At 67.2% G+C, this 17,141-nt stretch carries 20 protein-coding genes; 7 read left to right on the top strand and 13 right to left on the bottom strand.

All coding sequences use genetic code 11. From position 1 onward, the window contains the following. Positions 1–75: 75 nt before the first annotated feature. On the bottom strand, positions 76–1,326 hold the full coding sequence (locus B0F77_RS11475; RefSeq protein WP_086662822.1) for a DUF885 domain-containing protein: 1,251 nt from the start codon (positions 1,324–1,326) through the stop codon (positions 76–78). A 213-nt stretch (positions 1,327–1,539) separates the two neighbouring features. Between B0F77_RS11475 and B0F77_RS11470 the strand changes: the two genes are divergently transcribed. Together B0F77_RS11470 and B0F77_RS11465 are read left to right on the top strand one after the other, a co-directional pair. Further along, a complete protein-coding gene (locus B0F77_RS11470) occupies positions 1,540–1,821 on the top strand; it encodes a hypothetical protein (RefSeq protein WP_086662821.1) in 282 nt (93 codons plus the stop codon). Between the two features lie 88 nt (positions 1,822–1,909). Then, the gene (locus tag B0F77_RS11465) at positions 1,910–2,176 is read left to right on the top strand and encodes a hypothetical protein (protein ID WP_086662820.1); all 267 of its coding nucleotides are present in this window, start codon (positions 1,910–1,912) and stop codon (positions 2,174–2,176) included. Positions 2,177–2,236: 60 nt separating this feature from the next. Here the strand turns inward: B0F77_RS11465 and B0F77_RS11460 are convergent, their stop codons facing one another. After that, the gene (locus B0F77_RS11460) at positions 2,237–3,019 is read right to left on the bottom strand and encodes an isoprenyl transferase (protein ID WP_086662819.1); all 783 of its coding nucleotides are present in this window, start codon (positions 3,017–3,019) and stop codon (positions 2,237–2,239) included. Positions 3,020–3,096: 77 nt separating this feature from the next. Here B0F77_RS11460 and trhA point away from each other — a divergent pair, with 77 nt between their 5' ends. Continuing rightward, the gene (gene trhA, locus B0F77_RS11455) at positions 3,097–3,768 is read left to right on the top strand and encodes a PAQR family membrane homeostasis protein TrhA (RefSeq protein ID WP_086662818.1); all 672 of its coding nucleotides are present in this window, start codon (positions 3,097–3,099) and stop codon (positions 3,766–3,768) included. A gap of 2 nt (positions 3,769–3,770) precedes the next feature. Here the strand turns inward: trhA and B0F77_RS47035 are convergent, their stop codons facing one another. Beyond that, a complete protein-coding gene (locus B0F77_RS47035) occupies positions 3,771–6,344 on the bottom strand; it encodes a hypothetical protein (protein WP_143466677.1) in 2,574 nt (857 codons plus the stop codon). 114 nt (positions 6,345–6,458) lie between these two features. After that, positions 6,459–7,853 carry a class II fumarate hydratase gene (locus tag B0F77_RS11440; protein ID WP_086662815.1) on the bottom strand — a complete coding sequence of 465 codons (1,395 nt, stop codon included), beginning with the start codon at positions 7,851–7,853 and terminating at the stop codon, positions 6,459–6,461. 63 nt (positions 7,854–7,916) lie between these two features. Here B0F77_RS11440 and B0F77_RS11435 point away from each other — a divergent pair, with 63 nt between their 5' ends. Then, positions 7,917–8,885 (top strand): NAD(P)/FAD-dependent oxidoreductase, encoded by a 969-nt coding sequence (locus tag B0F77_RS11435; RefSeq protein ID WP_086662814.1) that lies wholly within the window; start codon positions 7,917–7,919, stop codon positions 8,883–8,885. A gap of 17 nt (positions 8,886–8,902) precedes the next feature. Here the strand turns inward: B0F77_RS11435 and B0F77_RS11430 are convergent, their stop codons facing one another. After that, positions 8,903–9,364, bottom strand: coding sequence for an Lrp/AsnC family transcriptional regulator (locus tag B0F77_RS11430; protein ID WP_086662813.1), 462 nt, complete (start codon positions 9,362–9,364; stop codon positions 8,903–8,905). A 109-nt stretch (positions 9,365–9,473) separates the two neighbouring features. Here B0F77_RS11430 and B0F77_RS11425 point away from each other — a divergent pair, with 109 nt between their 5' ends. From B0F77_RS11425 to B0F77_RS11415, 3 genes are all read left to right on the top strand, one after another. Beyond that, positions 9,474–10,415 (top strand): Glu/Leu/Phe/Val dehydrogenase dimerization domain-containing protein, encoded by a 942-nt coding sequence (locus B0F77_RS11425; protein ID WP_086662812.1) that lies wholly within the window; start codon positions 9,474–9,476, stop codon positions 10,413–10,415. Between the two features lie 65 nt (positions 10,416–10,480). Continuing rightward, entirely contained in the window at positions 10,481–11,230 is a 750-nt protein-coding gene (locus B0F77_RS11420; RefSeq protein ID WP_143466676.1) for a hypothetical protein, read from the top strand. Positions 11,231–11,240: 10 nt separating this feature from the next. Beyond that, positions 11,241–11,675 (top strand): hypothetical protein, encoded by a 435-nt coding sequence (locus B0F77_RS11415; protein WP_086662810.1) that lies wholly within the window; start codon positions 11,241–11,243, stop codon positions 11,673–11,675. 40 nt (positions 11,676–11,715) lie between these two features. On the opposite strand, the gene B0F77_RS11410 is transcribed toward B0F77_RS11415, so the two are convergent. The 8 genes from B0F77_RS11410 to B0F77_RS11375 all read right to left on the bottom strand — a co-directional run bounded on the left by B0F77_RS11410 (position 11,716) and on the right by B0F77_RS11375 (position 17,121). Next, positions 11,716–12,126, bottom strand: a complete 411-nt coding sequence (locus B0F77_RS11410; RefSeq protein WP_086662809.1) for a L,D-transpeptidase — start codon at positions 12,124–12,126, stop codon at positions 11,716–11,718. Between the two features lie 48 nt (positions 12,127–12,174). Further along, positions 12,175–12,726, bottom strand: a complete 552-nt coding sequence (locus tag B0F77_RS11405) for a L,D-transpeptidase (RefSeq protein WP_245847959.1) — start codon at positions 12,724–12,726, stop codon at positions 12,175–12,177. A 123-nt stretch (positions 12,727–12,849) separates the two neighbouring features. After that, complete coding sequence (locus B0F77_RS11400) at positions 12,850–13,620, bottom strand: S1 family peptidase (protein WP_086662808.1); 771 nt, start codon at positions 13,618–13,620, stop codon at positions 12,850–12,852. A gap of 120 nt (positions 13,621–13,740) precedes the next feature. Next, positions 13,741–14,781, bottom strand: coding sequence for a class II fructose-bisphosphatase (gene glpX / locus B0F77_RS11395; protein ID WP_086662807.1), 1,041 nt, complete (start codon positions 14,779–14,781; stop codon positions 13,741–13,743). 67 nt (positions 14,782–14,848) lie between these two features. Next, entirely contained in the window at positions 14,849–15,064 is a 216-nt protein-coding gene (locus B0F77_RS11390; protein ID WP_086662806.1) for an exodeoxyribonuclease VII small subunit, read from the bottom strand. Further along, positions 15,061–15,402, bottom strand: a complete 342-nt coding sequence (locus B0F77_RS11385; RefSeq protein WP_169730922.1) for a sugar ABC transporter substrate-binding protein — start codon at positions 15,400–15,402, stop codon at positions 15,061–15,063. The genes B0F77_RS11390 and B0F77_RS11385 overlap by 4 nt, the downstream gene beginning before the upstream one ends. Then, complete coding sequence (xseA, locus tag B0F77_RS11380; RefSeq protein WP_086662805.1) at positions 15,395–16,633, bottom strand: exodeoxyribonuclease VII large subunit; 1,239 nt, start codon at positions 16,631–16,633, stop codon at positions 15,395–15,397. The genes B0F77_RS11385 and xseA overlap by 8 nt, the downstream gene beginning before the upstream one ends. Beyond that, positions 16,630–17,121, bottom strand: a complete 492-nt coding sequence (locus B0F77_RS11375) for a lipid droplet-associated protein (RefSeq protein WP_086662804.1) — start codon at positions 17,119–17,121, stop codon at positions 16,630–16,632. Before B0F77_RS11375 ends, xseA begins: the two co-directional genes overlap by 4 nt. Between the last annotated feature and the right edge of the window lie 20 nt (positions 17,122–17,141).

The following is a 17,141-nucleotide window of genomic DNA, read 5'->3' as shown; positions in this document are numbered from 1 at the left end:
GCCACACAGGTGAATCCGAACTTGTCATCTGCCGGAAAGCTCACCGAAACGTGACCGCAGCCGTGTTCCAGCTGGTCAGATGGTGTTCTCCTGGGTGTTGCGGGCCAGCCATGACACGCCGTCCCTCACCTGGGATTCGAGTGATTTCGGCACCAGAGGCTCGTCCAGCAGCCTCAGATACCGCGAATCGAGCGACTCGCCGGCCGCGCGGACGTCCAGCCAGGCCCTCACGAGACGCACTCCCTCGACGTAGGTCGTGGTGTACGCGCGCCACAGCGGGTCGGCCAGAAATCGAACCATCTGCCGTGCGCGACGGTCGGGCACTAGCAGCCACCTGCGCAGATACGCAACCACGTCATCCTGATCCGCACCACGATCGTGTAGCAGCAGCGCGGCGTCCTGCCGCACCGTGAGCAGGCCGGATGTCGCCGATTCCACCTTTTCGGACAGTTCGCCGTCCATTCGCAACCCGAGGTCGTGGAAGATCTGTTCGGTCCAGCCGCCCCAGCCCGGCCCGACCGCGGCGTGCAGGCCCAGGTCCGCCATGCCCTCGGCCATCAGGCACTGCGGCGTGTTGATCAGGAAGATCGACTGCTCGGCGTGGCCGCGCCTGGCGACCAGGCCCGCCTCCTTGCGGCAGTGCTCGGTGTGATGGCCCGGATACGACTCGTGCGCCACCAGGTGCGGCAGGTTCGACATGCGGTGGCCCAGGTCTGCGTTGATCGCGACCCTGCTGCGGTAGCCGCCGAGGTAGTAGTTGAAGCCGCTCCACGGCTTGTTCGTGACGACCTGGTACTCGACGATCTCCTGCTCGGGCAGCGCGTACTTGTGCCGCACGCGGTCCCTCAGGGCACTGGAAAGGGCCTGTACGGCGCCCTGGAGCCGGCGCACGGGCACCTCGTCGGCCGTGCGGAAGGCGTGGAGGCGTTCGGAGAGCGAACCGGGGCCTTCGAGGATCGTGTCGAGCTTGCGGTGGGCCAGGGCGTACGCGTCCTCCTCGCCGGGGCGGATGCGGACCTGGAAGTACTGCTCGACCTCGTCGACGAACGAGATGCGCTCACCGGCGAGCTTGCGTGCGGTGCACTCCAGCGCCGTGAGATGCGCCTGGAGGAACTGTTTGCGCTGGTCGGCGAGGTCGGTGCCGGGAAGTTCCCGCATGAGCTGCCGCGCGTGCTCCGCCAGTGCCTTGGGGGCGAGGCGCGGCTCGTTGTCGACGGAGCGGCTCAGCGCCGGGTCGCCGGTGAACGAGTCGACGAACCCGGACACCAGGCGCCCGAGCCGCAGCCCCAGCACCAGATATCCGCGCACCAGTTCATTGGCGTCCATGAGTTGGAGAGCGTAGAGCGTCTACCACAGCGTCTTACTCGCGACCGAATCGTGAAACGACGACCACCTGATCGGGGAATGTTGTTGATCTTGGCGTCACACAATGGGGTCATACGGGCCTCCAATCGAGATCTTCACCGCTAGCGTCTCCGCCCGGAGACCCCACCCTCCGGAGATCCCCGAAGACTCCGGAAATGACGGGGATGACCCGACATGAAGGAGAATGACGTGAAGAAGGCTTGTGCCGCGGTTGTCGCCGCAGCTGCGCTGTCCCTCGCGTTCGCCCCGGCCGCCATGGCGGGCGAAGGCCACCACGGCCACGGCGGACACCACTGGAAGAACGGCCCGCTGCTGGTTGCCCTGAACGGCAACAACCTCAACGGCACGATCGGTGCCTGCGGCAACAACGTCGGTGTGCTGGGTGGCGCGGTTCCGATCAACTCGCCGTCGATCACCGAGACCTGCGCCGCCGGCGGCATCGTCGACGAGGGCTGACCTCGTTTTTGTTCTGCGTCTGGGGGCGTCATTTTTGGCGCCCCCAGATTTGTTTCATCCCGATAAACCTTCATGAAGGAGAAAAATCGTGCTGAAGAAGGCAGGCGCCGCTCTCGGTGTGGCCGCCGCGTTCATTGCTGTCGGTAGCCCCGCGATGGCCGTTCAGGGCCACGAGTGGGAGAACGCGCCGCTGTTGGTCGTCGGCAACGCGAACAACCTGAACCTGGTTGGCGGCGTGTGCGGCAACAACGTCGGTGTGCTCGGCGGCGCCGTTCCGGTGAACTCGCCCTCCATCACCGAGACCTGCGCGGCCGGCGGCATCGAGGACGGCGCCGAGTGGGGCGACGACGACTGATCTCGTCGTCAGCTTCGAAAAGGGGCGCTCACCTGCCGGTGAGCGCCCCTTTTCGCGTGGTCAGTTGCCGTAGCGGCGGTGGCGCTTGGCGTACTCGCGCATGGCCCGCAGGAAGTCGGTGCGCCGGAAGCCCGGCCAGTACGCCTCGCAGAACCAGAACTCCGAGTGCGCCGACTGCCAGAGCATGAACCCGGAGAGCCGCTGCTCACCGGACGTGCGAATGATCAGGTCGGGGTCTGGCTGCCCGGACGTGTAGAGGTGCTCCGCGATGTGGTCGACGTCGAGCACCTCGGCCAGTTCCTCGATGGTGCCACCGCGCTCGGCGTGCGCCTGCAGAAGCTTCCGCACGGCGTCCGCGATCTCCTGCCTGCCGCCGTACGCGACCGCGACGTTGACCTGGATGCCGGTGCGGTTCTTGGTCTTGTTCGCGGCGTTGGTGAGCCGTTCGGCGTGCTCCGCGGGCAACATGTCGATGGCGCCGACGTGCCGCACGCGCCACGGCCGGTCGTCCTCGGCCAGCTCGTCGGTGATGTCCGCGATGATGTCCAGCAACGGGGCCAGTTCTTCGATGTCGCGGTTGAGGTTGTCGGTGCTCAGCATCCAGAGCGTGACGACCTCCACTTTGGCGTCAGCGCACCAGTCGAGGAGCTCGAGGATCTTGCGCGCGCCGGCCCGATGCCCGTGCGCGACGTCCGTGAACCCGGCCTCCCTGGCCCACCGCCGGTTGCCGTCGAGGACCACACCGACATGCTTGGGCACCTGTGTGTTCGCGCTCAGCTCGCGCCGGAGAATCCACTCGTAGAGGTGGATAGCGACGTCTTTCACACGGGTGCGGAGTGCCACGTCCGAACAGCGTACGCCGTGCAAGCTTCATCACTGATTCACGGTCAGAAACCTACGGTCGCGTAACCTAGGTTCCTGTGACCACTGCGACCATTCCTCCACAGCCCGGACTGCGGCCGCGCCTTCGTGGTTGGCTGCACCTCTGGTCCTTCATCGCTTCGGTGGCGACCGGCGCGACACTGATCGCTCTGGCGGCGTCCACAGTGTCCGCCCGCGCCGCGCTGGCCACTTCGGTCTACGGCATCACCGTGCTGGGCCTCTTCGGCGTCTCGGCGCTCTACCACCGCGTCACGTGGAAGTCCGATCGCGTGCGCACGTGGATGAAGCGCCTGGACCACTCGATGATCTTCGTGTTCATCGCGGGTACGTACACACCGTTCGCGCTTCTGGCGATGAACCCTTCGACCGGCAGCACCGTGCTGTGGGTCGTGTGGATCGGCGCGTTGCTCGGTGTGACGCTGAAGCTGGCCTGGCCGCACGCGCCGCGCTGGCTCGGGGTGCCGATCTACATCGCGCTCGGGTGGGTCGCCGTCTTCGTGCTGCCTGAGCTGTTGCACCACGCCGGGGTCGCCGCGCTGGTGTTGCTGCTGGTGGGTGGGGCGCTTTACACGGTTGGCGCGGTGTTCTACGCGACTCGGTGGCCCAATCCCTGGCCGCAGGTGTTCGGATATCACGAGTTCTTCCACGCTGCGACCGTGGTGGCGGCGATCTGCCACTACATCGCGATCTGGCTCGCGATGTACTCCTAGCATCACTTGGCCGGTGGCGGCGGCGTACTCGGTGAGGTCGAGACCGACGACGTGGGTTGCTGCACCGGCTTGGCCGGCGGTGGCTGCAGAAGTTCCTGCACTGCGACGCTCGCGAAGCCGGTGGCCAGTGCCGTCACGCCTGCGATGACTATGGTCGACACCGGCACCAGGAACGACTTCAGCCTGGTGAAGTCGCGGATGCGGCCCCAGCGCACGCTGGCGGCGCGCGCTAGCCACCACTCCCACGTGAGGCCGAGGCTGAGACAGAAGAACAGCGCGAAGCCGGTCTTGATCGCGGCAGCGGGCAGGAACGTGCTCATCGGGGTGGTGAAGTCGATGGCGATCAGCTCTGCCGGGAGCACGACGGCCAGCAGGGCCATCGCTTTCGTGGTCGGCGTCGCGCAGCGGATCGCCGGGTAGAAGTAGCCGAAAAGGGCCGCGTACACGGTCCAGCGGAAGTGCTGGGCACCCTCGATCGCCATGAGCAGCGGTGCGCCGACCCTGACCTGTTCCACTTCGCCGAGGATGGACCTGATCAAGGGCAATGCTTCGTAGACGGCGAACGGCAGGCTGATGAGTGCGCCCGCCAACGCTCCGAACAGTGCGTTGCGGCCTGGTGGGTTGCCGCCGGCCGAACCTTGTGCCGCTCGCAACAGCATCACTCCTGCGCTGTCCCGTGGACGGAACAGACCTGCACCGGAGTCGAGAGTCCGTTGCGTCGCCATCGCGTCTTCTGGAGTGACTTCGTGGGCGGCCACTTTCGCCCGTGCCGTGCGGTGGTGCGTGGTGGCGTAGTCCAGCATTGATCTTCGGCGCGCGTCGAGGCGGAGCAGCCTCGCGTGTGCGGAGGGCGTGACCGAGGCCAGTCGGACCGAGTTGCGGTCGTTCTGGATCAGCACCATGAGCGCGACTGTCAGGTACGCCGCCACGGCCAGCCCGGCGTAGCGGTACCAGGTGTCCGAGTCTCGTGCGACCACCAGTACACAGCCGATCGCCGCGGCTTTGAGGATCGTGTTGTCGAGTTCGCCCGGTCTATCGCGGGCCAGCCACAGTCGGCGGGCGAGATAGGCGAACAACACCAGCTTGCTCGCCTCCAGCATCGACCTGGCGATGCTGGAGGCATAGCTGAGATCTCTGCTGAAGTTCAGCACGTCAAGAGTCAGCGACGACCAGTTCGCAAGTGCGAGCTGCACGGGGGACATACAGAGCAAGGTGAGAGCAGCACAAGTGGCGGCCAGTGCCCGTCCGCCGTGCCACCGGCGCACGACGACATACGTGACTATCGCCCACGGTGCCAGCCCGATCGGAGAGAGGTAGGAAAAGGGAAACACGATGCTCCGCAGTGCCACCACACCTGTCAGACAGGCCGCTCCGAACAACAAGCCGCGGCGCCAATCGCCCAGCACGGGCAGTAGCGCGGCGGTGGCCACGCCGAGCGCCGCGAATAGGGCGAGGTCGAGATACCTCACCTTTGTGCCATCAGGATATATCCCGACCAGCGCGAGTGCGGCGATCGCGCAAATAGCGCCGAGAATGATTGTGAGCGGCCTGGTTCGCGTCAGATCCATGCGCGTGAATGTCAGCAACAGTGCGGCTGGTATGGACACGAAAAGGATGGTTAATATGCTCTCTGTTTGATCGTAGGGCAAGTAGTATGTGAACAAACTGGTGGAAGCAACCGGAAGGATCAGCCATCCGAAGAGTTTTCGCATGGTCTGAGGTGCGGTGGTCGTGTTTTTCCTGGTGATGAGCAGAAATGCCAACCACGGGGTCAATCCGACTAGGGGGATGAGTAGGATCCTGTTCCAGGTGTCTTCGGGCTTGGCGATCGTGCCTTCTTGTTCTATCTGTGGGAACAGGGTGAGGCTTATTTCTGTGCCGGGAGGGACCAGTGTGAACTCCACATTCGTCGCGTCCTGCCTTCGAATTGTGGCGCCTTCTGCGCCGGTGATCGACGCGTTCGTCGCCGAGACGATGATCTCGCCCAGTAGCATGCCATTCTTCGGGCCATATGCAGCAAGGATCTGTATGCTCAGGGTGCCGCTGGGTACTGTGGTCCTGCCGGTCGCTGTGACCGTAGCGCTGTCACTTCCAGCCTCGGCGATGACCGATATCGCGCTCGGCACCACGTCCAGGTCCTTACCCCAAGGCATCACCCTGATTCTGCCGAAATGGTTCCTGATGAACTCCACGTCGCCGATGAAGCCCGGGCTGCGCAGGCAATCTGTCAAAATTCCCGGGTTGGCGGTCTCCAGCGTGAACTTGACGTCGACGTCGCTTCCTTTCGTAGTGGGGTTGACGTTGATCTGAGTTTTCCAGCTGCTGATCAGGCGCTTGGTCTGATCAACGCACTGATAGTCGGCAGGGAAGGCGCCGGGGCTTCTGACGGGATCGAAATTGCGGGCGATGGCCCTCTGTGCCGAGTCCTCGTCCGACAGAGTCTCCGATGTGCCGGTTCCGGCAATCCATGATTGTCCGTGGTCCACTGCGGATTCCGTCGCGAGCATGGTGAGAGCCAGAAGTGCTAGAAGCACGAGGGTGCCGAGAAGCCGCAACGCCTTCTTCGTCTTCTGCATCTGGCGCGGCTCCCGAGGTCGGAGTGGGCGGGCACTCCAACGTCGTCCGGGTCGCGACGGACGTTAGCCGTATTCCAGATCGCGAGGGTGCTCGAGCGCCCCCGCGACCGGAGATCAACGGCCGCCGCGGGCCATGTGCAGCACGTCCAGCGCCGCGTCCAGTTGCTCTTCGGTGAGCTTCGACGGCACGTGGCCCCGCTCCAGCACCACCTCGCGGATCGTCTTGCGCTCCTTCAACGACTGCTTGGCGATCGACGCCGCCTCCTCGTACCCGAGGTACCGGTTGAGCGGCGTGACGATCGACGGCGACGACTCGGCGTACTCGCTCATCCGCGCGACCTGGGGCTCGGCGCCGACCAGGACCTTGTCCGCCAGCAAACGGGCCACGGCGGCCAGCAGGCGGGACGACTCCAGGACGTTGCGGGCGATCACCGGCAGCATCACGTTGAGCTGGAAGTTGCCCTGCGAGCCGGCGAAGGCGACGGTGGCGTCGTTGCCGATGACCTGGGCCACCACCATCATCGTGGCTTCGGAGATCACCGGGTTGACCTTGCCGGGCATGATCGACGAACCGGGCTGGAGGTCTGGTAGGGCCAGTTCGCCCAGGCCCGTGCGGGGGCCGGAGCCCAGCCAGCGGAGGTCGTTGGCGATTTTGAACAGCGCCACGGCCGAGGCGCGTAGCTGGCCGGAGATCTCGACGACGCCGTCCTGGGTGGCCTGGGCCTCGAAGTGGTCGCGGGCCTCCACCAGGGGCAGGCCGGTGGCGGACGCCAGTTCGGCGGCCACCAGAGCGCCGAAACCGTCGGGCGCGTTCAGGCCGGAGCCGACCGCGGTGCCGCCGATCGGGAGTTCGGCCAGGCGGGGCACGGAGGACCGCAGGCGCTCGACGGAGTAGCGAACCTGGGACGCCCAGGCGCCGGCTTCCTGGCCCAGGGTCACCGGCACGGCGTCCATCAGGTGCGTGCGGCCGGATTTGACCAGGTCAGACCATTCCGACGCGCGCCCCTCCAGAACGGCCAGGAGGTGTTCGAGTGCTGGGATCACGTCCTGGACGACGGCCTCGGTGGCGGCCACGCGCAGGGTCGTGGGGAAGGTGTCGTTGGACGACTGCGAGGCGTTGACGTGGTCGTTCGGGTGCACGTCGCGGCCCAGCGCACGAGTGGCCAGGGTGGCGATGACCTCGTTGGCGTTCATGTTCGAGGACGTGCCGGAACCCGTCTGGAAGACGTCTACCGGGAAGTGGGCGTCCCAGGAGCCGGCGGCTACCTCGTCGGCGGCGGAGGCGATGGCCGCGGCCACGTCCTGGTCGAGAACGCCGAGCTGGGCGTTGACTCGGGCCGCGGCGCCTTTGAGCAGGCCGAGGGCCCGGATCTGGGCTCGTTCGAGGCCTCGACCCGAAATCGGGAAGTTCTCGACCGCGCGTTGGGTTTGGGCGCGCCACAATGCGTCGATCGGCACGCGGACTTCACCCATCGTGTCGTGCTCGACGCGGTACTCCTGTTCAGACATACCTCCGAGTCTCTATCGTCGATCACAGCACTGCCACCCACCACTGGCAGAAGGGCACCACTCATGGAGCGTGACGTCGACCTCCTCATCGTGGGCGCTGGTCCCACGGGGTTGTTCGCCGCTTATTACGCAGGCTTCCGGGAACTGAACGTCGCTGTGGTCGACGCGCTGCCAGAGCCAGGCGGTCAGGTGACGGCGATGTATCCGGAGAAGATGATTTTCGACGTGGCCGGGTTTCCCGCGGTGCGCGGGCGCGACCTCGTCAACGGCCTGGTGGAGCAGGCTGGGCAGTTCAAGCCGACCTATCTGCTCGGGCATCAGGCCCGCACTTGTGAGTCCATTGAGGACGGTCTGCGGATCGGTCTCGCGGACGGGTCGGTGATCAGGACCAAGGCCGTGCTGATCACGGCCGGCATGGGCGAGTTCAACCCGCGACCGCTGCCGGCGGGCGACGGCTGGCTGGGGCGCGGGATGGTGCATTTCGTGCCGGTTCTCGCCGAGCACGCGGGGCAGCACGTGGTGATCGTGGGCGGTGGCGACTCGGCGTTCGACTGGGCGCTGGCGCTGCACCCGATCGCCGCCAGCGTCTCGATCGTCCACCGCAGGGCCAACTTCCGGGCCCACGCGGCGACCGTGCGGCAGGTGCGGGAGCTCGGCGTCGAGATCATCACGGACGCCGAGGTGCTGGCGCTGCGCGGTGAGCCACTGTCCGAAGTGGACGTCAAGGTCAAGGGTGAGGACGTGAAGACGTTGCCCGCGCAGACAGTTGTCGCGGCGCTCGGGTTCACCGCCGACCTCGGGCCGATCGAGTCGTGGGGGCTTGAGCTCGACCACCGCGCGGTGGTCGTCGACACCACGATGAAGACCAGGCTGGACCGGGTGTACGCGGCGGGCGACGTCGCGCAGTACCCCGGCAAGGTCAAGCTCATCGCCACCGGGTTCGGCGAGGCGGCGACCGCGGTGAACAACATCGCGGTGATGCTCAACCCGTCCGCGCACCTCTTCCCCGGGCATTCCAGCGACGCCGGCTGAGCGATCCGGCACCGCTGTCAGGCCTCTGGCAGCGGTGCCGGATCGTGCTTCGCCAGGTGCTGGAAGATGATCGACGTGCGCCAGCCGAGGATCTCCTTGCGCTGGCTCAACCGGTCGACCAGGAACGCGTGCAGGTGCTCGTTGTCCTGAGCGCCCACGTGGATGACGAAGTCGTCGCTTCCCGCCATCACGAACACCGCCGTCACCTCGGGCAGCCCGGCCGCGAAGGTCTTGAAGTTGTCGATGACGGCTCGGCTCAACGGGCGTACCTGCACCGACACCAGCGCCTGCACGCCGCGGTTCAGCGCGGACGGGGCGATGTCGGCGTGGTAGCCGCGGATCACGCCGCGCTCGCGCAGCAGCCGGATGCGTTCGAGACTCGTGGACGGCGCCACGCCCACCTTGCGTGCGATGTCGCGGTTCGACTGCCGGGCATCGCGCTGCAGTTCCCGCACGATCGCCGAATCAAGTTCGTCCATCTCGCTCCCTGGACCTGGTTGCCGAATGTTGTTCGCCAGTGCGCCGCTGCAGCTGCCGATCACCCTAACTTCGAGGCCGGAGCATGGCGGAAGTTCGGGAGGAACGCAGATGTGGGAACACGAGCAGCTGGTCGTCCGCACCGGGAAGCGATCGGGGATGACCACGATGGTCGCGCTGCACTCGACCGAGGCGGGGCCGGCGGTCGGCGGGTGCCGGATGAAGCCCTACGACCAGATCACCGACGCCGTCACGGACGTGCTGCGGCTCTCGAAGGCGATGACGCTCAAGTGCGCGGCCGCCGGAATTCCCCACGGCGGGGCCAAAAGCGTGATCGTCGTCGACCGGCCGCTCACGCCGGCACTGCGCCGCCAGGTGCTGCTCGACCACGCCGACCTGATCAACGAGTTCGGTGGCGCCTACCGCGCGGGTCCGGACGTCGGCACGGGGCCGGACGACATGGCGGTGCTGAGGGAACTCACCCCGCATGCCTATTGCCTGCCGGAGGAACAGGGAGGCACGGGTTCGTCGAGCGGGCCCACGGCGCGGGGTGTGCTGGCCGCGCTGAAAGCGGCGTCGCAGCACGTCTTCGGCACGCCCGACCTCACTGGTCGCAAGGTGGTGATCAGCGGGTTCGGTTCGGTGGGGGAGCTGATCGCCAGAGGGCTCGAAGGCGCGGAGGTCATCGTGTCCGATGTGGACGGAGGCAGGCGCACGGACGAGTTCGGCTGGGTGGAGCCGGATCAGGCGTACCGGATCAAGGCCGACGTGCTCGTCCCCGCCGCGGTGGGCGGGGTGCTGAGTCCGGAAACGGTGGCACAGCTGGACGTCCGGCTGATCGTCGGCCCCGCCAACAACCAGCTCACCGACGACAGCGTGGCCGGCCTGCTCGCGCAACGCGGCATCGTCTGGGTTCCCGACCACGTCGCCAGTGCCGGCGGGGTGATCTACACGCTGGCCAGGGAGGACGACGGGGCCGACCACGAGACGGCGCTCAAGAGGGTCGACGACATCGAGGCGACGGTCGGGAAGCTCCTCGGAACGCGCCAGTGATACGTCAGCGGCGCGTCGGCGGCGGCCCATAGACTCCCCAGCCGACAGGTCCTGGGGGGATGTTCGTGATTCACGTCTATTGGGCCGACGTGGTGCCCGGCACGCCGTGGTGGGCGGGGCCGGCCACGCGGGAGCGGCCCCGCACGGTCTACTGGCAGCCGCTGTCCGACCTGGTGGAAAGCCGGGTCAACGCCGAGGTCGACACGTCGGGCTGGGGCTCGGACGTGCTGGTCGAGCTGACGCTGCCGAGCCGGCTGGTGCCCGACATCGGGGTGTTGGCGGGGTTCACGGTGGCGCAGCTCGCCCTGCCGGACGCGCTCAACCGCTCGCGGGACGTCGAACTGGTCGTGACCGCGCTGGAGGACGGTGTGCACGCCACGGTCGAACGGGTCGCGCGCCGGCTCGGTGTGCCGTACGTGCGGACCAGGGCGGAACCGAAGGGGCTCGAGCACCCGCTGCGGCTGAGCACGCTGGCGGGGCGGTTCGGCGGGACGATCGCGCTCGTGTCGCCGCGCATGGCATCGGACGAGTTCATGGCCTCGCTGCCGGCCGAGGAAGTCCCGTGGGAGCGCTACGAGGACTGGCGGGTGGTCCGGCCGAACCGGGACCCGGCAGGACGTCCGGTGTCCGATGTGGACTTCAGCGCGGTGGACGTGCCGGTGTTGCTGGACAACCTGTCCGCGGATTCCGGTACGGCGCTGGTCGTGGTCGGCAAGGAGCTCGAACGGCTCACCGGCTGGCTGCCCACGGGTCTCGCGGGCCGCGTCTCGGTCATGGGACGCGATGAGGGATGCTGGTGGGCAGCCATCGGTTGAGGAGCCCAGGATGTCCCGGTTGAAGCTGGTCGCGGTACTTGCCGCCGTAACTGCGCTCGGTGGGTGCTCTTCCACCCACACCTGGGGCGCGAAGCTCACGCCGACCGGGTTGCCGCGGCTCGTCGACACCGTCTGCGGTGCGCCGGACGTGGCGGCGATGTGGATTCGGGCGGCGAACGACAACGCGGAGATCTGGCGGATCGAGTTCGCGCGACCGGTCCCGCTCCGCGAGGTCACCGTCGGTCAGAAGCCCGAGGGCGCGGAGGAGAAGGTGGCCTGGCAGCCCCAGGCGGGTGATCGGCTTCTGCAGGCGTCCGTGCGGCGCAGCGACGGCAGCACACCCGTCGTGGAGTTCACGCTCGACCAGCTGAAGGACGGCAAGGTCAAGTACGAGGACGAGTACCTCACCGCGGACGAGTTCGCGCAGAAGCGGGCCAGCTGCTAGAGGGCCTGACCGGTGCCGGCCAGGCCCTGCACAGCAACGATTACGGCAGCACCTGGACCTTCTCGCCGATCATCAGGTTGTCGTAGAACACCAGCGACGCATCGGCGGACAGCCGGATGCAGCCGTGCGACTGGACTCCGGTGTCACCCTGGTGGAAAGCGATACCGGTCGTGGTGAAGTACACCGCGTTCGGCATCGGGCCGTTGTAGGGGACGCTCCAGTCGTTCTTCACCTTGCGCAGCACCGAGAACGTGCCCACCGGGGTCTCGTACCCCGGCTTGCCGTGACTGATCGGCACCGGGCCGTAGCTCGTATTGCCGTTGAACACCAGCCACGCCTGGTTGGTGGACTTCACCAGGCACGCTCCGTTGTAGACGGTGCATCCCGCCTGAGCTTGCGCGGGTACCGCGAAACCGAGGATCAGGAGCACCGTCGCGATCAGAACTCGCATCTCACATCACCCCTCGGTAGTGGAGTAACCATTACCGAGTGATCTGAATCATGAGACCACTTGAACGGTGTCGCCGATCGAGAGGTTGGTGAAGTAGTACTGGGCCGCCGCCGGGTCCAGGTGGATGCAACCGTGCGACGGGACGTCCAGCGAGCCCTCGTGGAACGCGATGCCGCTCTCGGTGAAGTACGTCGACCACGGCATGGGCGCGTTGTACGGCCGGCTCCACTCGTCCTTCACCTTGCGCAGCACCGGGAAGTTGCCGAGCGGCGTCTCGAAGCCCCTGCGCCCGTGCGTGATCGGGCTCGGGCCGTGGACGATCTTGTCGCCACGCACGATCCACGACTGGTTCGTGGAGAGCTGGATGCACGCGCCGTCGCTGATCGTGCACGGCGTCGGCTTCACGACCGGCGGCGGTGGTGGCGGGGGAGGAGGCGGTGCCGGCGTCTCCGACGACGGTGCGGGAGACGGCGGCGGCGAAGAAGAAGACGACTGAACAGTCGAAGAAGTTGGTGGCGCCGCAGGCGTCTCAGCGTGCACGGCCCCCTGCGCGCACCCCGCCACCGACATCAACGCGACCGCTGCGAGCAACATCCGCATCGCGTACCCCCTGGTGATTCATCCTTTGCCGAAGTAGACGACCGGACGATCACTCAGGTTGCAAAGCAGAGGGCCCGCCTCCGTAACAGTTGGGAGACGGGCCCTCGGAATGCGTTCAGCGGACTACAGGCCACCCACGTTGGTGCTGACCCACGAGCGGTAGTACGAGACGTCCACGTAGATCGACGGAGCGGTCGCGCAGGTCGCGCCGCCACCGGAGCGGCTGGTCGCGCCGATGAGCTCCCAGCGACCGGACACGGACTTCACCTGCGGGCCACCCGAGTCGCCGTAGCAGGCGCCCTTGTTGCCACCGGTGTTGTTCGTGCAGATCTCCGACGCGGCGGCGATGCCGGAGCAACGGCTGTCCGCGACGATCGAGGTGTTGAGCTCCTGCAGGGTCACCGGAGCACCACAGCCGCCGCGGGTCGGGCAGGTCTGGCCCCAGCCGATGATGCGGGTCGCGGTGCCGACCGGGCCGGACGCCGCCGAGATGGCGATCGGGGCCTGGCTGACCGAGGTGTTGAGCTGCACCAGCGCCAGGTCGGCCGACGGGTGCGTGATGATCCGCGAGGCGCCCGTGGTGGTGCCGCCGCTGGTGCGGTTGGTCGTGCCGATCCGGGTGCGGATCGACGCCGCCGACGAGCCCTGGACGCAGTGCTTCGCCGTGACGACCCAGTTGGCCTTGATCAGCGACGCACCGCAGAAGTGGCTGCCGGAGGTGCTCTGCAGCGACACCATGAACGGGTAGACCTGAGAGGCGTTGGTGCCGCCGACGATCATCGGCGAGACCTCGCCGTCGGCGGTGGGAGCAGGAGCCGCGGTGGCCGCGGCGGCCGAGGCGAGCAGGGCGCCCGCGGCCACGACGACTGCGGAGAACAACGAACGTGCCCTCATCGTTGAGTTTCCCTTCCTGAACCCGGCGCAGGGTTGCCGGGGTCAGTTCGGAAACTAAGGACAAAGGTCACACTGTCACTAGGGTCACTCGTCTGGTCACTGAGCGTTCACAGTTGCCCTTTAAGGCAGCGGCTGCTGCACGTCCTCAGGCAGATCGAAGTCGACGCTGGCGTATTCGCGCAGCTTGTGCAGGCTGTGGAAGCCGTCGATCATGCGCACGGTGCCGGACTTGGATCGCATCACGATGGACTGCGTGGTGCAGCCACCCGCCCGATAGTGCACACCGCGCAGAAGGTCACCATCGGTCACACCCGTGGCGCAGAAGAAGACGTTGTCGCCCGACACAAGATCGTTCGTGGTGAGCACGCGGGACAGGTCGTGGCCCGCGCCGATCGCCTTCTCACGCTCCTCGTCGTCCTTGGGCCACAGCCGGCCCTGAATGGCGCCACCGACGCACTTGAGCGCCGCCGCCGCGATGATGCCCTCGGGGGTGCCGCCGATGCCGATGAGCATGTCCACGCCCGACGTGGGGCGCGCGGCCGCGATGGCGCCCGCCACGTCGCCGTCGGAGATGAAGTGGATGCGGGCGCCCGCGCGGCGGACCTCCTGCACGATGTCCTGGTGCCGTGGGCGGTCCAGGATGCACACGTTCACGTCGGACACGTCGCTGTGCTTGGCCTTCGCGACCCGGCGGATGTTCTCCGCGATCGGCGCGGTGATGTCGATGACGTCGGCCGCCTCCGGGCCCACGGCCAGCTTCTCCATGTAGAACACGGCGGACGGGTCGAACATCGCCCCGCGCTCGGCCACGGCCAGCACGGCCAGCGCGTTCGGCATGCCCTTGGCCATCAGCGTGGTGCCGTCGATCGGGTCGACCGCGACGTCGCAGTCAGGGCCCTCGCCGTTGCCGACCTCTTCACCGTTGAACAGCATGGGCGCCTCGTCCTTCTCGCCCTCGCCGATGACCACGACACCACGCATCGAGACGGTGTGGATCAGCTTGCGCATCGCGTCGACCGCGGCGCCGTCACCGCCGTTCTTGTCGCCGCGTCCCACCCACCGGCCGGCGGCCATCGCCGCTGCCTCGGTGACGCGCACGAGCTCCAACGCCAGGTTCCGGTCCGGGGCTTCGCGACGTCGTTCCGCGGGGGTGTTCACCATTGCGCGCCTCCATGCGACTACTCAGCGTGCCGGATTTTGTGATCGGCAACTGAATCCTTGCACGGGATCACGCCTCGGAAACGTCCTCCTCGACCACAGCGAGAGCTGCATCGATTCGCTCACGCGCACCCGCGAGATGCTGCTCACAAGTCTTGGCGAGCGCCTCACCGCGTTCCCACAGCGCGAGTGAGTCCTCCAGCGACAGGCCTCCGGCCTCCAGCTTGCGGACCACGTCGACCAACTCGTCCCGGGCGGCTTCGTAACCCAGCGTCTCCGAACTCACGCGGACTGACTCCTCAGACGGCTCAACACGGTCGCGACGGCCAGGTCGTAGCCGACCAGCGCCTCCGCGAACTCCTCGCCGTCACCCTCTCGCACCGCCTCGTCGATGAGAGCCTCGGCCTCCGCGACGCGCCGGTACTGCACCGTCCCGGCGGTGGCTTCGCTCAGATCGTGCAACGTGAGGATCAGCGTGCGGCGGCTCTTGGTGTCGCAGTCGCCCACCAGTGCCGTCCAGCACTCCGCCGCGGCCTTGTTCGCCGCCTCCGCCTTGTGCCGCAGTCCCGTCGTGCAGTTGCCGGCCGCCTCCATGGTCAGGGGCAGGAACACGGCATCACGCATCATCGGTACCTCCCCCTTCCACCTTGGTGACCAGTGCCTGCACTGCTCCGTCAACGACGCGTACCCGCAGCTGTGTTCCGCTCGGGGCGTCCGTCACAGACCGCAACACGCCGTCGGGCCCCTCGGATGTGACGAGTTGCACAACGGCGTATCCGCGGGCCAGCGTGGCGGCTGGTCCGAGGGTCGTCAAGCGGGCTTTCGTCCCGGACAGGTGGACGTCTTCCCGATCGAGACGTTGCGTGATGGCCCTGCGGCCTTGGTCACGAAGCCGATTCACGTCTTCGGCCCTGCGCTCCAGTGGACCGTACGGGTCCGAAAGTACTGGTCGGGAGCGCAACTGGTCGAGCAGTTTGCGTTCGCGGTCGACCCAGCCGTGCAACGCGCGCCGGCCGCGGTCGCGCATCTGGCGGACGCGTTCACTCTCTTCAGCGACATCGGGAACCACCCGTTTGCCTGCGTCGGTCGGCGTCGAACAACGCAGGTCGGCGACGTGGTCGAGCAGTGGCGTGTCCGGTTCGTGCCCGATCGCCGACAGCACCGGCGTGCGGCACTGGGAGACCGCGCGGCACAGCGCCTCGTCGGAGAACGGCAGCAGGTCCTCCACGCTGCCGCCGCCGCGGGCGATGATGATCACGTCGCACTCGGCGTCGCGTTCCAAAGTGGACAGCGCGGTCATCACCTGGGTGACCGCCATCGGGCCCTGCACGGCGACGTTGATGACGCGGAAATGCGCTCCGGGCCAACGGTTGCGCGCGTTCGTGAGCACGTCTCGTTCCGCCGCCGACGCGCGCCCGGTGATGAGCCCGATCTTGTTCGGCAGGAACGGCGGCCGGCGCTTGCGGCGCGGGTCGAACAGGCCCTCGGCGTGCAGCAGCTTGCGAAGGCGCTCGATGCGCGCCAGCAACTCGCCGACGCCGACCGCGCGGATGTCGTCCGCCCGCAGGCTGAGCGTGCCGCGGTTCGGGTAGAAGCTGATCTTCCCGTGCGCGATCACCCTGCTGCCCTCGGTGAGCTGCAGCTCGCGGATCATCGAGGCGTTGCAGGTGATCGACATCGACATGTCGACGCTCGGGTCGCGCAGCGTCAGGAACGCCGTCGAGCTGCGCGCGTTGAGCTGCGTGACCTGGCCCTCGACCCAGACGTCGCCGAGCCGGTTGATCCAGTCGAGCAGCTTGCGGGCGACCGTCCGCACCGGCCAGGGGTTCTCCGGCGTGGATTTCGCTTCTGTCACTGAGCCTTGACCGTCGCAATCCGCCTGTTGAGCATGCCGACGAACTCAGGCCGCGACTCGTGCGCCTGCTCGTAGCGCAGCAGTTCCTCCAGCTGCTCGACGTCGAGGTTGCGCAGCCGCGCGCGAAGCTGGGCGATCGACAGCTCGTCGTAGGCCGGCAGGAACTCGGGCACCTCGGCGATCGCGCGCTCTTCCTCTTCCCACGGGTCGTCGGCGGGAATTTCCTGAGAAGTCGTGACCGGTGTCTCGTCCTCGTCGAACGTCGCCCACTCCGGCTCTTCCTCCGCGGGCCTCAGTCCGGAGAGGACGTCGTCGCCCTTGATGGCGAGTTCGGTCACATGCTGCTGCACGCGCATCGACAACTGCATTGCCTCGCTGACCACCGTCAACGGGAGTCCGGCGAGCTGCTGCGGCAGCCTGCGGGCCTGTTCGAGGGCGGTCACCGCGAGTCCGGCGGCGACGCGGACACCCAAAGGCAGTGGCTTCATGCCGTCTAGCCTGCCGCAAC

It is taken from the genome of Lentzea kentuckyensis (genome assembly GCF_002150765.1).
Taxonomy (GTDB): domain Bacteria; phylum Actinomycetota; class Actinomycetes; order Mycobacteriales; family Pseudonocardiaceae; genus Lentzea; species Lentzea kentuckyensis.
The sequence above is the reverse complement of the archived record's forward strand: the minus strand, read 5'-3'. Positions and strand labels throughout refer to the sequence as shown.

Coding starts and splice junctions, on each gene's coding strand:
- B0F77_RS11440 (WP_086662815.1), bottom strand. CDS start 7,853: ATGTCTGAACAGGAGTACCGCGTCGAGCACGACACGATGGGTGAAGTC.
- B0F77_RS11475 (WP_086662822.1), bottom strand. CDS start 1,326: ATGGACGCCAATGAACTGGTGCGCGGATATCTGGTGCTGGGGCTGCGG.
- B0F77_RS11470 (WP_086662821.1), top strand. CDS start 1,540: ATGAAGGAGAATGACGTGAAGAAGGCTTGTGCCGCGGTTGTCGCCGCA.
- B0F77_RS11415 (WP_086662810.1), top strand. CDS start 11,241: ATGTCCCGGTTGAAGCTGGTCGCGGTACTTGCCGCCGTAACTGCGCTC.
- B0F77_RS11410 (WP_086662809.1), bottom strand. CDS start 12,126: ATGCGAGTTCTGATCGCGACGGTGCTCCTGATCCTCGGTTTCGCGGTA.
- B0F77_RS11425 (WP_086662812.1), top strand. CDS start 9,474: ATGTGGGAACACGAGCAGCTGGTCGTCCGCACCGGGAAGCGATCGGGG.
- B0F77_RS11435 (WP_086662814.1), top strand. CDS start 7,917: ATGGAGCGTGACGTCGACCTCCTCATCGTGGGCGCTGGTCCCACGGGG.
- B0F77_RS11375 (WP_086662804.1), bottom strand. CDS start 17,121: ATGAAGCCACTGCCTTTGGGTGTCCGCGTCGCCGCCGGACTCGCGGTG.
- B0F77_RS11405 (WP_245847959.1), bottom strand. CDS start 12,726: ATGCGGATGTTGCTCGCAGCGGTCGCGTTGATGTCGGTGGCGGGGTGC.
- B0F77_RS47035 (WP_143466677.1), bottom strand. CDS start 6,344: ATGCAGAAGACGAAGAAGGCGTTGCGGCTTCTCGGCACCCTCGTGCTT.
- B0F77_RS11385 (WP_169730922.1), bottom strand. CDS start 15,402: ATGCGTGATGCCGTGTTCCTGCCCCTGACCATGGAGGCGGCCGGCAAC.
- glpX (WP_086662807.1), bottom strand. CDS start 14,781: ATGGTGAACACCCCCGCGGAACGACGTCGCGAAGCCCCGGACCGGAAC.
- B0F77_RS11400 (WP_086662808.1), bottom strand. CDS start 13,620: ATGAGGGCACGTTCGTTGTTCTCCGCAGTCGTCGTGGCCGCGGGCGCC.
- B0F77_RS11430 (WP_086662813.1), bottom strand. CDS start 9,364: ATGGACGAACTTGATTCGGCGATCGTGCGGGAACTGCAGCGCGATGCC.